This is a genomic window from Anaerovibrio slackiae (genome assembly GCF_009695585.1).
GTDB classification, from domain to species: Bacteria; Bacillota; Negativicutes; order Selenomonadales; family Selenomonadaceae; genus Anaerovibrio; species Anaerovibrio slackiae.
Genome location: NZ_VUNR01000009.1, coordinates 25,498 through 39,411, shown reverse-complemented (window position 1 = coordinate 39,411; position 13,914 = coordinate 25,498). Strand labels below are relative to the sequence as shown.

At 48.3% G+C, this 13,914-nt stretch carries 11 protein-coding genes; 1 reads left to right on the top strand and 10 read right to left on the bottom strand.

Annotated features, from left to right (window positions below; all coding sequences use genetic code 11):
• Positions 1–77 precede the first annotated feature (77 nt).
• The 3 genes from FYJ84_RS06150 to FYJ84_RS06140 all read right to left on the bottom strand — a co-directional run bounded on the left by FYJ84_RS06150 (position 78) and on the right by FYJ84_RS06140 (position 5,555).
• The gene (locus tag FYJ84_RS06150; protein ID WP_154406718.1) at positions 78–3,200 is read right to left on the bottom strand and encodes an efflux RND transporter permease subunit; all 3,123 of its coding nucleotides are present in this window, start codon (positions 3,198–3,200) and stop codon (positions 78–80) included.
• Complete coding sequence (locus tag FYJ84_RS06145; protein WP_154406717.1) at positions 3,197–4,441, bottom strand: efflux RND transporter periplasmic adaptor subunit; 1,245 nt, start codon at positions 4,439–4,441, stop codon at positions 3,197–3,199. Before FYJ84_RS06145 ends, FYJ84_RS06150 begins: the two co-directional genes overlap by 4 nt.
• A 241-nt stretch (positions 4,442–4,682) precedes the next feature.
• Complete coding sequence (locus tag FYJ84_RS06140) at positions 4,683–5,555, bottom strand: polysaccharide deacetylase family protein (RefSeq protein ID WP_235901370.1); 873 nt, start codon at positions 5,553–5,555, stop codon at positions 4,683–4,685.
• A gap of 184 nt (positions 5,556–5,739) precedes the next feature.
• On the opposite strand from FYJ84_RS06140, the gene FYJ84_RS06135 reads away from it, so the two are divergent.
• Entirely contained in the window at positions 5,740–5,940 is a 201-nt protein-coding gene (locus FYJ84_RS06135) for a DUF1858 domain-containing protein (protein ID WP_154406716.1), read from the top strand.
• Positions 5,941–6,065: 125 nt separating this feature from the next.
• Here FYJ84_RS06135 and FYJ84_RS06130 read toward each other — a convergent pair whose 3' ends face one another.
• From FYJ84_RS06130 to mmdA, 7 genes are all read right to left on the bottom strand, one after another.
• Positions 6,066–7,640: an AAA family ATPase gene (locus tag FYJ84_RS06130; RefSeq protein WP_154406715.1), complete on the bottom strand. Its 1,575-nt coding sequence runs from the start codon at positions 7,638–7,640 to the stop codon at positions 6,066–6,068.
• A 251-nt stretch (positions 7,641–7,891) separates the two neighbouring features.
• Positions 7,892–9,103, bottom strand: coding sequence for an AAA family ATPase (locus FYJ84_RS06125; RefSeq protein ID WP_205764123.1), 1,212 nt, complete (start codon positions 9,101–9,103; stop codon positions 7,892–7,894).
• Between the two features lie 98 nt (positions 9,104–9,201).
• Complete coding sequence (locus FYJ84_RS06120; RefSeq protein WP_154406714.1) at positions 9,202–9,405, bottom strand: hypothetical protein; 204 nt, start codon at positions 9,403–9,405, stop codon at positions 9,202–9,204.
• A 117-nt stretch (positions 9,406–9,522) separates the two neighbouring features.
• A complete protein-coding gene (locus FYJ84_RS06115; protein ID WP_205764122.1) occupies positions 9,523–10,467 on the bottom strand; it encodes an Rpn family recombination-promoting nuclease/putative transposase in 945 nt (314 codons plus the stop codon).
• Between the two features lie 250 nt (positions 10,468–10,717).
• Positions 10,718–11,662, bottom strand: coding sequence for a nitronate monooxygenase (locus FYJ84_RS06110; RefSeq protein WP_154406712.1), 945 nt, complete (start codon positions 11,660–11,662; stop codon positions 10,718–10,720).
• A gap of 162 nt (positions 11,663–11,824) precedes the next feature.
• Complete coding sequence (locus FYJ84_RS06105; RefSeq protein WP_154406711.1) at positions 11,825–12,229, bottom strand: biotin/lipoyl-containing protein; 405 nt, start codon at positions 12,227–12,229, stop codon at positions 11,825–11,827.
• Positions 12,230–12,340: 111 nt separating this feature from the next.
• The gene (gene mmdA, locus FYJ84_RS06100; protein WP_154406710.1) at positions 12,341–13,876 is read right to left on the bottom strand and encodes a methylmalonyl-CoA decarboxylase subunit alpha; all 1,536 of its coding nucleotides are present in this window, start codon (positions 13,874–13,876) and stop codon (positions 12,341–12,343) included.
• Positions 13,877–13,914: the final 38 nt, after the last annotated feature.

Sequence of the window (13,914 nt, the reverse complement as noted above, 5' to 3'; positions counted from 1 at the left end):
TATAATGATGCAATACTGCCATAATACGTTAGACAAATTTCCTATATTAGTTAATATATAAAAAAACCCCATGCATGTCAAGATATATTTGCCTTTGAAAAACATTTGCGCCTGAACAGGCTTCCCCAGGTACGAGGCGGATAATTCTCAAAAAACATGAAGATAATTGGTATGACAATTAACGTAAAAATCGTAGAGGTAATCAAGCCGCCGATAATAACCCAGGCCATGCTGACACGTGTCTCCGCCCCCTCCGTCATAGCCAGGGCCGTAGGCAGCATGCCCACAATCATGGTAATAGTCGTCATAAAAATCGGCTTCAGGCGCACCTTGCCTGCCTCAATAATGGCATTCCAGGCCGAATAGCCCCGCTCCTGCAAGGTCATGGTATAATCCAGCAGCAGGGTGCCGTTCTTTGCCACCACGCCGTCCATCACCAGTATGCCAATCATGGAGTACAAATTCAGGGTATTGCCCGTAAAGAGCAGGAACAAAAGGGAGCCAATCAGCCCCAGCGGCAGGGAAAACATACGGATAAAAGGCGTCAGCACCGACTCATACAGCACTGCCAGCAGCATGTAGATAAGCACCATGGCCATCAAAAGGGCCATAACCAGCTGTTGATAGGTATCATTCATATTGGTGGCCTGCCCCTTAAATCTGTAGCTGACAGTCTCATCCAGCTGCATCCCCTGCAAATCAGCCTCCACCTCCTGAATCACCTCATTCAGGGGCCTTGCCCCGATATTGGCACTGATAGAGATGGCCCGCTGCTTATCCACACGGCGGATGGTCACAGGGCCGGTGCCATATTTTATATCAGCCACATCCCCCAGAAAAACAGTCCTATCGCCTGTAGATACAGGGATGGCGGAAATATCCGACACCTTGTAGCCATCTGCCCCCTTGAAGCGTACCTTGATATCAGTATCCTGATTTTCATTCAGGGGATCATTCACCAGGGTTCCGGCACTGCGGCCGGAAATCACCGAGCTCATAGCACTATCAATATCCCCCAGGGACACCCCCATGGTACGGATTTTTTCCCTGTCCACGGTCATTTGCAGCTCCGGCAGCCCCTCCGTATAGGTGCTGCTTACATCAGAAATGCCATTGCCCTTTTCCTTCAGCATCTCCATGATGCGGTTTGACTCTGCAATCAGCTTCTCATTGTCACTGCCCCGCAGTTCAATCCTCAGTGCGCCCCCATTGCCGGGGCCGCCACCGCCGGACACGCCTGCCACCGAGGTCTGGGTTTCCATAATGCGGATATTAGCACCATTAAAATCATTATTTTTCACAAACTGCCGCAGCTCATTGGTCACATCCCAGATACTGCGGCTGCGGTCGCTGCGGTTCACCAGCTGCACCTTGATGCGCCCCTCGTAGGCATTACTGCCGCCGCCACGAGTGAGATAATACTTCACCTCCGGCACTGTATCCAGCTTGTCCTCCAGCACCTTCAGCACCTTGTCCGTTTCCTCCACGGTACGGCTTACCGGCAGCTCCACCATAATCTGAAAGCTGCCTTCGTCAGAACGAGGCATATACTCCGTACCGATTACGCTGGTAGGCACCAGCGTGATTACCCCCGCAAAAAGCCCCAGGGCAGACAGCAGCACCGCCTTCTGATGATGAAAGCTCTTGCGGAGCAGCCTTTCATAATGCACCACCGCCCAGCGCTCCACATTGTCCATAAAATCCCACAGCCTGTGCTTTGGCACCTGCCAGCCCTTTTTAAAGAGCTGGGAAGCCAGCATAGGCGTCAGGGTAAAGGACACAAACAGGGAAAACATGCCGGCAAAGACAATAGTCAGTCCGAACTGGCGGAAAAACTGGCCTGTCATGCCGGACATAAAGGCAATAGGCAAAAAAGTCACCGCATCGCACAAAGTAATGGCAATAGCTGCCATGCCGATTTCATTACGTCCCCTTTCCGCCGCCTCAGCAGGCTGCTCCCCCATCTGCAGATGCCGGACGATATTTTCCAGCACCACGATAGAATCATCCACCAGAATACCGATGCACAGGGTCATGCCCATCAGGGACATCATGTTGAAGGTAAAACCGGCTATGTACATAACGAAAAAGGTGGCAATCAGGGAAGTAGGAATAGCCACCATAACCGCTGCCGTAGAACGCCAGCCCCGCAGGAACAGGAAAAGCACCAGCCCCGTGGTACACAGGCCCTCCACCAATGTTCCCAGCGTATTGTGCAGGGCAGTATTCACATAATCCGCATCATCGCTGACCACCGTAAAGGTATAATCAGGATTCTTCTCCCTCAGCTCCGCCAGCTTCTCGTGGATATTCCTTGAGGTTTCCACCACATTGGCATCACTATTCTTGTAGATTTCCAGATTGACAGCCGCCCTGCCGTTCACCCTGCCGATGCGGGCAGTCCTGGCATCCTGATGGCGAATATCCGCCACCGCCGTCAGGGGCACCTGCTGCTTGACAGTATTCTGCACAAACAGCTTTTCAATGTCCTCCACATGCCTGTACTGGGCAATCATCCGCACATCAGACCGGGAAGTATCTGTATAAATCGTACCGGATGGCAGCAGCTGATTCTCATTCCTGATGGCGCTGACAATATCATTCATGGTCAGCTGATAAGCCGCCATCCTGCCCCGGTCCACCTCTACGGCCACTTCCCGGTCAACGCCGCCCCGGACCTCAATCTCCGAGACGCCGCCTGCCTGCTGGATAACATCCGCAAACTGGTTATCCACCTTGGCATAGAGCCCCGACAGGGGCATATCCGCCGTAACAGCAATCTCCACAATAGGCTGGTCATTTTCATCGTGCTTGATAACCACCGGCTCCTCTGCCTCATCCGGCAGCTGATAGCGGATGCTCTCCACCTTCTTGGTGGCATCAATAGCCGCCTGGTCCGCATCTGCATCAAATTCCAGCTCCAGCCCCACCCTGCCGCTTTCGTAGCGGGCAGAGGAATTCATGGTCTTCACATTGGACAGGGAAGAAAGGGCATCCTCAATAGGCTTAATCACCTGCTGCTCAACCGACTCGGCATTGGCCCCCGGATAGCGGACAAAGACTGAAACATAAGGCGTATTCAGGGCAGGCAGCAGCTCCACGCCTATACGGTAAAAGCTGAACATGCCCAGCACCACAAAAAACAGCACAATCATGGAAATGCCGATGGGACGCTTAATGGAAAATCGTGTAAGATTCATGACTCTCCAGCCTCCCCGGCACTATCCTCCTGCTTCGCGGCAGTCTCCTTGACCTTTACCCTCATATCATTCTGCAGCCTGTCCTGGCCGGAAGTCACAACCAGCTCCCCTTCCGAAAGGCCTTCTACAATCTCAGCCTCCTTATCATTCATCAGGCCGATAGTCACCTGCTTTTCCTGCACTGTGCCCGTATTCTCATCATATACATACACGGATGTACGTCCATTTTTTGTCAGGATTGCTTCCTTGGGCACAAACAGCGTGTCCTTCTTCTGCAAAATATCTATGGCAGAGCGGGCAAAGAGCCCGGACTTGATTGCCGACCTGTCAGCATCCAGGGAAATACGCACCATAAAGGTTTTGCTGTCATCACCCATGGCAGGGCTGACAAAGACCAGCTTGCCGGTAAAGTCCTGCCCCATGGCATCAATAGTAACATTCACATCCATGCCCGGCTCCAGCACGGCCGCATCATTTTCCGACAGGCTGCAATCCACATAAATATGGCTGTTATCCACCAGCGTCAGCACCTTGGAACCTGCGGTAAGATAGCCCCCCACCTCGGCATTCCGGTAGCTGATTACCCCGTCCCGGGGCGCCCGGAGAAACATGTCACTGCGCTGCTTTTCCAGTGCCTTCACATTGTACCTGCTCTTGACGGCTGCCAGCTCCTTGGAACGGACACTGGCAGGAGTGCCGCCTCCCTCCGACTGGTTGGCCAGGGAGTCATAGGCAGCCTTGGCCGTCACATACTGGTCACGGGCAGAGTCCAGGGTATCCTGGGAAATGGCCCCGATGGAGTACAAATACTGCTGCCGGTCATAATGCTGCTTCTGAATATCGTAGGCCGCCTCGGCCTTGAGGAAGTCGGCATAGTAGCCAGCCTGGGTAGTCACCGCATCAGCTCCTGCCGCCTCGGCCTCCGCCCGGGCCTGCCCGATGGCAATATCCAGGTCCTCCGTATCCTGCACCAGCAGAATCTGTCCCTCTTTCACCCGGTCCCCCAGCTCCACATTCACCGCCGTTACCCTGCCGGCATACTTTGGTGACAAGGTAATGCTGGCATCCGAAACAGTCTGCCCCGTCAGGGAAATATGCTTTGCCAAATCCCCCCGCTGCAGTCTGTATACCTCTACCTGCGTCAGCTCCTGCTTCTTCGGGCCGCCAGCCTGCTGCTCTGACACCCGGTAAGCCACCATAAAAATAATCAACAGCAGGCAAATCACTCCTGCTGTCAACATCTTCCTATTCCTCAGATTTTGTATCTGATGTCTCACAAATTACCATCTCCAGCATCCGTCCTGAAATTCAACTAAATTTCACTTAAAAATTCACTTAAAATCTACTCAAATTTCACCTAAACCTCATTAAAACCTTACTTAAGCCTCACTAAAATCTTACTTAAATCGCACCTGATTTTCAATTAAAGCTAAACACCAAAACACAACAGAAGCTTTTTGCTTCCTGTCATCATACAGGGCATCAATTTTTAACCCAGCCGTACTTGTACAGCAGCGGCAGATATTGAATACGCTCCAAAAAATCCTTATTGGTATTTTCCGTATGGAAAATAGGTACACGCTCCAGGGCGTACACATTGCTTTCCCTGCTGACATTATCATACTTAATCGTAAAAGCCCCCTTGTAGCCTGCCTTCTGCACCAGCTCCGCTATATGGAGATTATATGTGCCGGTAGGATAAGCCATAAAATCAGCATCAATCCCCAGCTTGTTCTTGATAGTATCTCTTGACTTGGTAAGCTCCTTGGAAATCTCCTCATCGCTTGCCTCCGTCATGGACTTGTGGCTATAGGTATGGGATTCAATGGAAAAACCATTATCTGCCAGCTCCTTTGCCTGCTCCCAGGTCATATAGTTGTCATACACCCCCAAAAAGCCCGTCACCACAAAGATTGTCCCCTTGAAGCCGTACTTCTTCATAATCGGATAGGCATTGGTATAGTTGTCCTTATAGCCATCATCAAAGGTAATCAGCACCGGCTTCTCTGGCAGCTCACTGCCATTGACGATGAACTCATACAATTCCTCCGGCGTAATGCTGGTATAGCCATACTCCTTCAGCCACTTCATGTGCTGCTCAAAATCCGCCAGCGGTACGGACAAGGACATGTGCTCATCCACCACCTTGTGGTAGTTCAGCACCATCACCGTCCGGGGATCATCCTGCACCGTCACCTGTGCCACCGGCATAGCTGCCGCCTCCTGCTTCTCCGGCTGCAGCTGCACCGCCATGGCCACCACCAGGCAGACCACAGCCGCCACCAGCCCATAGATCAGCTCCCTGCTGGAAAGCCTCTGCAATTTTTCTTTAAATTTATCTTTCAACATGTCCATTATATCCCCCAAATATTAAAATTACATTAAAATGATTATCATTTCTTTAATTATACACACCAACCGGCAAATTTCCTGCCTGTCCTTCTATTATACATTTTTTGCTCAAAAACTCAATCTGTGATATAATATTTCCGTCTGGAGAAGACAAATAACGAGCAAATCTTTAAGGAGGATTTTTTATATGACTATCACCAAAGAAATGTCCATCATGGAGGTTGTTACCAACTACCCTGACACCGTACCTGTATTCATGCAGGCCGGCATGGGCTGCATCGGCTGCGCCGCTGCCCACTTCGAGAACATCGAGCAGGGCGCCATGGCTCACGGCATCGACATCGACGAGCTGATCACCGCCCTGAACGACGTCGTTCCTCAGCAGTAATGCCTGACCAGCAAGCCATAAGCTAGTATTACAAAAAACAAACGCTCTTATTGCCTGATTTCATTACCAGGTCAATAAGAGCGTTTTTGTTGTATGCTGGAAAAAATTGCCTAAAAAACTGTATATTACATATTTTTTATGCTCCTGATCTCACAGGTATGATGCTTACTTTCCCTATCATAGCTTAGCCCCACAATAATAATCTCACCCTTATACTGCTGCAAGACACCCATATATCTGCGTTCCAATATCTGCCTGATTGCCGTTTCCGCAGTTTTATCCACCTTGAGCTCCACCAGAATTGCCGGCCTGTTGCCTGACTCACGGCGCGGCAAAAAGGCAAAATCCACAAAGCCCTTACCGCTTGGCAGTTCCCTGATAACCGTGTAATAAGCAGGAGCAGTGAAATATGCCATCGTCAATACACAGCTCAGCGAATTTTCGTCATTATACTTGAACACGGATGTGTAGCTTTCATGAGCAACCTCTATCATCTCCGCCACCTTATCCGAGTCTTTATCTATTGTTGCCCATAGCAATTTATCACAATTAGAAATAGCTTCAGCAATCTCCTTCCACTGCCCTGTCTGAAGAGCCGATTGAAAGGCTGTAGCCACTTCATAATTAGGCATATATGCCTCTTTGCGTTCCGCATCATAGCCCAGGTAGCCCAGATGTATCAAGGCAGTCAGTGCATCATCCTTGGAATTAATTCCCAAGAAATCATTTTTAAAGTGAATAACATTCACATCAGCCCTGCCGCCTGCCAGCATATTCAGCACATCATCCTTCAGCCCGGAAAAATTCAAGGTAATAAAGCGATTAATCATCGTGAAAGATGATGTATTGCGCCAGTAAGAATCCAGCGATTGATTAAACATAGCACTATACACTGAATTTGGATTATACATGTGCAACCCATTTATCAGGTAGCCATTATACCATGTTTTGACCGAATCAAAATCCATCTCAAACCTTTCACACAGCTCTCTTACCTCTGCCTCAGTAAACCCGAAGTACTGTGCCAGATTTTTTGAGTCCAGCATGGTATATTCCGCAAAATTATTCAGTGCAGACTCATTTTCTATTTTCTTTATAGGCAATATGCCGGTAATATAAGCCAGAGCCAAAAAGGACTTAGACTCCTCGCTCTTGAACAAATCATGCAGGAATTGCAGATATAAATGCACTACCTCCGGCTTGTCACCATAGTTGCGCACCACGCAATCCCACTCATCAATGATGATTACCAGCTGGCGATTTGTTTGCTTATAAACATCATTAAGAATAGTAGCAATTGGATTATCCAGCTCAATAATATCAGGCAAACTTCTCTTAATATCATTATAAAGCACTTTCTTGATACCGGCTACAATATTGTCCTGATATGTCCCCTCAAAGGAAGATATATCCAGGTGGATGACATTATATTTGTTTAAATGCTTCGCAAAATCCCTATCCTCAGCAATCCTAAAGGGAGCAAACAGCTCTCTGGAATCACTGCCAAGACTGTAATAAGCATCAAGCATACCTGCCGCCTGGGATTTGCCAAACCGCCTGGCATGACTCAGGGCAATGCACTTATACTCCGTTCCCAGCACCCTGTTGGTATGGCGTATCAATTCCGTCTTATCTACATAAATAAAGCTTCTAACTGCCTGCTTAAAGCTTCCGTTATCAGGATTAAAATATGTCCCCATCACACTCACCTCCAACCTGTAGCAATCTCACGAAAAACCGTCCACCAAAATACAATTTATATAGGATGGACATTACAATTCATATCACTTTCATCTTTGAACCACTCACTCCTAACGCTTAGGCACTTAATGAAGCAGATTAGGTTAAACTTGGCAACACTCACTGCAAAAACACAAGCAAATTCTCATATTTCTCCAAATTATCCCTAATGTAATCACGCTTGAAGGAAGCAAACTCACATTTCACCATATCATTCTACCCTATCCAGCAATTCCAGCTTCATTTTCTGATAATCTGCCATAATATCCAGTGCCAAATAATCAGGAATTTTATCAAGATAACTTTCCAAATGCATAATTTCGTTGACATCATCATCTGTCAGCTTCTCCTTGCCATACAGCTCCTGATATCTGGCAAATTTCTTTTTCAGCTCATCTGAAAGCTGGGAAGCACCAAAATACCCTTCTACAACACCCTTATAAGGAATATTGGATAATCCTTCCTCCGTATTCACCAAAGTCTTATTTTCGAAATCGTAAATGACAACATTAGAGATGGAATTCAGGATAAATGGCGAATGGGTGCTGACAATAAACTGAATATTCGGGAAAAGTTCCGTCAGCATAGGCAAAATGTTTTTTTGCAATGACAAATGAAGATGAGCTTCTATCTCATCTATTAAAACAATCCCTTCCAGGTCATATTTGTTCTTTGCCTTATGCTCCATACGTATCATCAGGTCTGTCACAATATCCAAAACAGCGGCATAGCCACTGGACAAGGCATCAAAAGCAAACGGCTCCCTGCCCTCCTCCATGATATAAAAAGCATAAGTTTCAATATCAAATTCCAGATGCACACTCTGGTTATCAAAAATCCGTTTTAAAATACGGTCAAAATTCTCAAACCACCTGCTGATTTCATCGGCACGCTCATGCTTGCCACTGGTTGCATACAAAGCCTGGCTTGATTTCATATCCAAAAGGTATTTAACGAAATATTTCCCCGGATTATCATCAATAGCATACTTATCTTGAAAAACAACTTTTTCTATATGCTTTTCATTAGATATTTTATACTGGCGTTCTGCCGGATAATACGCAATGATAAATTCGCCTTTACATGATTTCTTCAAAATTACATTATGATCAGAAAACACAGCACAAAAATCTATATTTTTATTTGGAATATTCCGCTGTTTCTCCATTGCCTTTCCAGAATAGTTATCCCCTATTATTTCATAGTCATTTAGAGTAACATATTGGGTTAAAAAATCTCTCAAATATTCTAATACACTTGTTTTTCCACTACCATTTTTACCAGTAAAAATCAGATGTTTTCCATCAGGCAACTGTATTTTTATATCACGCAAATGACGTACCTTATTTATTTCTATATAGCCTATATACGCTCTCATAACTAACTTCACCACCCAACAAATTTTTTGTAAAAAACCGTCCACCAAAAATCACCTTTAGCGGACGGCTCCTCACACATTTCCTTATCTATGGCACAGGGCTAACACAAAAATGATACACAAATCCTTATGCCCAAGCTTTTTTACAATATAGCTGCTTTCTTGCCAATCAATGCCACCTGCTCAACCGTCATCCTGGCAACCTTGGCTACTACCTCGATGCTGATATTTTCCTTCAGCATATTCTGAATCATTTCTACCCGGCTTTTCTCTGCGCCAGCCAGCTCACCTGCTGCCCTTCCGCGAGCTTCGCCACGCGCCTCTACTCTATCCAATACCTCGCACATCTTAACTCCCTCCTGTCCATCAGCCAAATCATCCTGCACTTCAAAATAACGCTTATCACAGGTCAATACCAGCATTAACCTAAAAAAACTGTCAAAACACCATGCACACTAGCTTGCTTACAATATAGCTGCCTTTTTGCCAATCATTGCCACCTGCTCAACTGTCATCCTGGCAACCTTGGCTACTACCTCTATGCTGATATTTTCCCTTAGCATATTCTGAATCATCTCTATCCGACTTTTCTCTGCTCCAGCCAGCTCTCCTGCTGCCCTTCCACGCGCCTCTCCACGCGCCTCTCCACGCGCCTCAACTCTATCCAATACCTCGCACATCCTAACTCCCTCCTGTCCATCAGCCAAATCATCCAGCACTGCAACATAACGCTTGTCACGGGTCAATACCGACATCAGCTTCAAAAAGCTGTCAGTGTGCTGAATTGACTTATTGAGCGGTACATATTCACCATGCCTGCTCAGCTGCACAAAATAATCAGCAATAATCTGAAAATCACCTTTATACTTCTTCACCTGTTCAGGCGTAAGCCTTGGCACATCTATAAGATTTAGCTTGAAATCATTCACAAAGGGCTTCAAAACCTCTGGCACATCAATCACCTCATAAAGGCACAGAGGCTTTTTCCAGGGCCTTTTGCCAAAATACAGCACCAGAGTTATCACCGGATAGCGTTTGCCACGCACCTTACGCCTCCTGCCGGTACGCTTGTCCACCACAATCTCATCCTGATTAAGCTCATCCCGATAAGAAACACCATCATAGCCCATAACCCTGATTGGCATATCCAGATCAATAACCATCTGGTTTTCAACACCAACCAGGGCCAGGCGCAAATTGCAATTCAGATCCATGCAATATTTTGCCACATCCCGTTCCTGCTGGCGAAGAATACCATCAGCTGCCTTATACTGGGAAAACGGCTGGGCATCCACCAGGCTCTCCGCCTTGATAATTTCCCTGCCCTCAAACAGGCTGCCATTAACGATATCTGCTACAACATCATTATACGACTCAAAATTTTTCTGTGCAATATCCTTTTCCCCCATAAGCCTTACCCCCATCAATCATCAATCACCAATAATAAACATATATTATCATCTATAAATATCTATGCAGCCTGCCTTGTCACGCCTCACAGGCCAGACTGCACCAGCCCTGCGAAAAAACCGCCCGCCAAAAATCACCTTCAGCGGACGGCTCATCACACATTACTTACATAGCTGAACAAGTATGGCATCAACACGATACACAAGCACCATGCGCACAGCTTCTCTAAAAACTAGCAGCAACACAATCTTAAATTTTAATCTCTGCTGCGCCTGCCAGGGTTGCCCTAGCCTCAGCCATGAGATTTTCCATAATCACAGCCATCGGCTCAATCTTCTTCAAAGGCGTCAGGCTCTGACCAGCCTGCACCATGCCGTTCTCCACATCACCGTCCACGGCAGCCAGCTTGTTGGTGCCGGTAGCCATCTTCAAAAGGGTTTCCTTGTCAGCCTTGCCGGAGAACTCCAAGGCCTGATACTCGGTGGAGAACTTGTTCTTCACGCCCCGGACAGCACTCTTGATGGTCTGGCCTGTCACGATAGTATCCGTATCCACCGCCTCAATCAGCTTCTGCTTCATGTTCTCGTGGACAGGGCATTCCTCGGCAATCAGGAAGCGGGTGCCAATCTGCACGCCAGCTGCCCCCATCAGCAGGGCTGCCGCAATGCCCCTGCCATCAGCGATGCCGCCAGCCATCACCACAGGAATTTCCACCTCCGGGATAACCTGGGTCATCAATGCCATGGTAGTCAGCACGCCGATATGGCCGCCAGCCTCCATGCCCTCCACCACGATGGCATCCGCATTGTTATCCTGAAGCCGCTTGGCCAGCTTCACATTTGGCACTACAGGAATCACCTTGATGCCTGCCTCATGCAAAGGCTCCACATAAGGCACAGGATTGCCTGCCCCCAATGTAACAAAAGCAGGCTTCTCCTGGCAGATAACCTCCACAATCTCATCCTTGTTAGGTGCCATCAGCATCACATTCACGCCGAAAGGCTTGTCCGTCAGCTCACGGCACTTCCTGATTTCATCCCTTACATACTCCGTAGTGCGGCCGCCGCAGGAAATAATCCCGGCTCCCCCTGCATTGGAAACAGCAGCTGCCATTACCGCATCAGAAATCCAAGCCATGCCTCCCTGAATAACAGGATACTTTATGCCCAAAACCTCACAAATGCTCTTTGCCATAATACAATTACCTCCTAACTAATAGAAAACATAACAATATTATACCATTATTTCCCCTGCCAGAAAACATAAATTTGCAGAAAAAATGCCCATGCCGGGACTATACAGCCCTGACATGGACACCTCAATTATCAATTATGAATTATCAGAAATCAGCAAGCATTAGCCGATAACAGCCAGAACCTCGCCAGCCTGTACAGCCTGACCTGCTGCAACATTGATAGCCTTTACGGAACCATCAACAGGAGCAACGATCTCGTTCTGCATCTTCATAGCCTCAAGAATGAGAACTACCTCGCCAGCCTTTACTGCCTGGCCAACGGAAGCAACCAGCTTGATTACCTTGCCTGGCATTGGAGCGTTTACAGCGGACTCGCCAGCTGCAGGAGCTGCTGCCGGGCCTGCTGGTGCTGCAGGAGCTGCTGCTGGTGCAGGAGCCGGAGCTGCAGGAGCAGGTGCAGGAGCTGCAGGAGCCTTTGGAGCTGCAGGAGCTGCGCCAGCTGCCTTTACTTCCTCAACCTCAACCTCATAAGCGGTGCCGTTTACAGTAATGTTGAACTTTTTCATCTAATATACCTCCACAAACTTTCAATGATACAACGTATCCTTCATTATCGCTTAATTCAGCTTAATATAACTTCACGCCGCTTGCACAACGCGGCTAAAAAGCCTTATTTATTACAATGGAATATTGCCATGCTTCTTGGCAGGCATAGCCTCACGCTTGCTTGCACAAGCATTCAGGGCGGTAATAATCAGAGGACGGGTTTCAGCCGGCTCAATAACCATGTCGGCATAACCGCGCTCAGCAGCCTTGTACGGAGTTGCAAACTCATCCACATAAGCCTGGGTGTTCTTTGCCTTCTGCTCAGGCTCATCACGCTTAAAGATGATGTTGGCAGCACCGGCAGGGCCCATAACTGCAATCTCGGAAGTAGGCCAAGCCATAACCTGGTCAGCACCCAGCTCGCGGCAGCACATAGCAATGTAGGAACCGCCATAAGCCTTGCGGGTGATAACAGTAACCTTTGGCACAGTAGCCTCAGAGTAAGCATACAGCATCTTGGCGCCGTGACGGATGATGCCGCCATGCTCCTGGCCAACGCCTGGCAGGAAGCCCGGCACGTCAACCAGATTTACCAGCGGAATGTTGTAGGCATCGCAGAAGCGGATAAAGCGTGCAGACTTATCAGATGCATCAATATCCAGGCAGCCGCCCATAACCTTCGGCTGGTTGGCAATAATACCAACAGTGCGGCCATCGAAACGAGCGAAGCAGCAGATGATGTTGGTAGCGAAATGCTGATGAACCTCATAGAACTGGCCATCATCAACCAGCATCCTGATGATTTCCTTCATGTCATAAGGAGCATTCGGGTTATCAGGAATAATGGTGTTCAGTGCCTCCTCCATGCGGTCAGGGTCATCATTGGTAGCAACGATAGGAGTCTCCTCCATGTTGTTGCTAGGCAGGAAGCTCAAGAGATAACGGATCTGCTGGATGCAGTCGTCCTCGTTGGCAGCCACGAAATGAGCCACGCCGGACTTGGTGTTGTGAGTCATGGCACCGCCCAGAGCCTCAGCAGTAACCTCCTCATAGGTTACGGACTTGATAACGGCAGGGCCGGTGATGAACATCTGGGAGCTCTTGTCAACCATGTAGATGAAGTCGGTAATAGCAGGGGAATACACAGCACCGCCAGCGCATGGTCCCATGATTACGGAAATCTGAGGGATAACGCCGGAAGCAGCGGTATTGCGGTAGAAGATACCTGCATAGCCGGACAGGGCATCTACAGCCTCCTGAATACGGGCACCACCGGAATCATTGATGCCAACAATAGGAGCACCCATCTTCATAGCCAGATCCTGAACCTTCCAGATCTTCTTGGCATGCATCTCACCCAGGGAACCGCCCTCTACGGTGAAGTCCTGTGCAAAAGCATAAACCAGGCGGCCATCAACAGTACCATAGCCGGTAACAACGCCCTCAGCCGGCAGGTCCTTCTTCTCCTGGCCGAAATTGGTGCAGCGATGCTTTACGAAAGCATCCAGCTCAACGAAAGAGCCTTCATCAAACAGCTTGGCAATACGCTCACGGGCAGTCATCTTGCCCTTCTCATGCTGCTTTGCAATGCGCTTCTCGCCACCGCCCATCTCGATGTGGGCTTTCTTTTCCTTCATAAGTTCAATCTTTTCCTGAACTGTAGCCATTTTTTACCTCCTAAACAGCCCCATAAAACCTTGGCTGG

Bases quoted from the DNA above. Each gene is read 5' to 3' on its own strand.
- FYJ84_RS06135 (WP_154406716.1), top strand. From the start codon at position 5,740: ATGACTATCACCAAAGAAATGTCCATCATGGAGGTTGTTACCAACTAC.
- FYJ84_RS06115 (WP_205764122.1), bottom strand. From the start codon at position 10,467: ATGGGGGAAAAGGATATTGCACAGAAAAATTTTGAGTCGTATAATGAT.
- FYJ84_RS06150 (WP_154406718.1), bottom strand. From the start codon at position 3,200: ATGAATCTTACACGATTTTCCATTAAGCGTCCCATCGGCATTTCCATG.
- FYJ84_RS06140 (WP_235901370.1), bottom strand. From the start codon at position 5,555: ATGGACATGTTGAAAGATAAATTTAAAGAAAAATTGCAGAGGCTTTCC.
- FYJ84_RS06120 (WP_154406714.1), bottom strand. From the start codon at position 9,405: ATGTGCGAGGTATTGGATAGAGTAGAGGCGCGTGGCGAAGCTCGCGGA.
- FYJ84_RS06110 (WP_154406712.1), bottom strand. From the start codon at position 11,662: ATGGCAAAGAGCATTTGTGAGGTTTTGGGCATAAAGTATCCTGTTATT.
- mmdA (WP_154406710.1), bottom strand. From the start codon at position 13,876: ATGGCTACAGTTCAGGAAAAGATTGAACTTATGAAGGAAAAGAAAGCC.
- FYJ84_RS06105 (WP_154406711.1), bottom strand. From the start codon at position 12,229: ATGAAAAAGTTCAACATTACTGTAAACGGCACCGCTTATGAGGTTGAG.
- FYJ84_RS06145 (WP_154406717.1), bottom strand. From the start codon at position 4,441: ATGTTGACAGCAGGAGTGATTTGCCTGCTGTTGATTATTTTTATGGTG.
- FYJ84_RS06130 (WP_154406715.1), bottom strand. From the start codon at position 7,640: ATGGGGACATATTTTAATCCTGATAACGGAAGCTTTAAGCAGGCAGTT.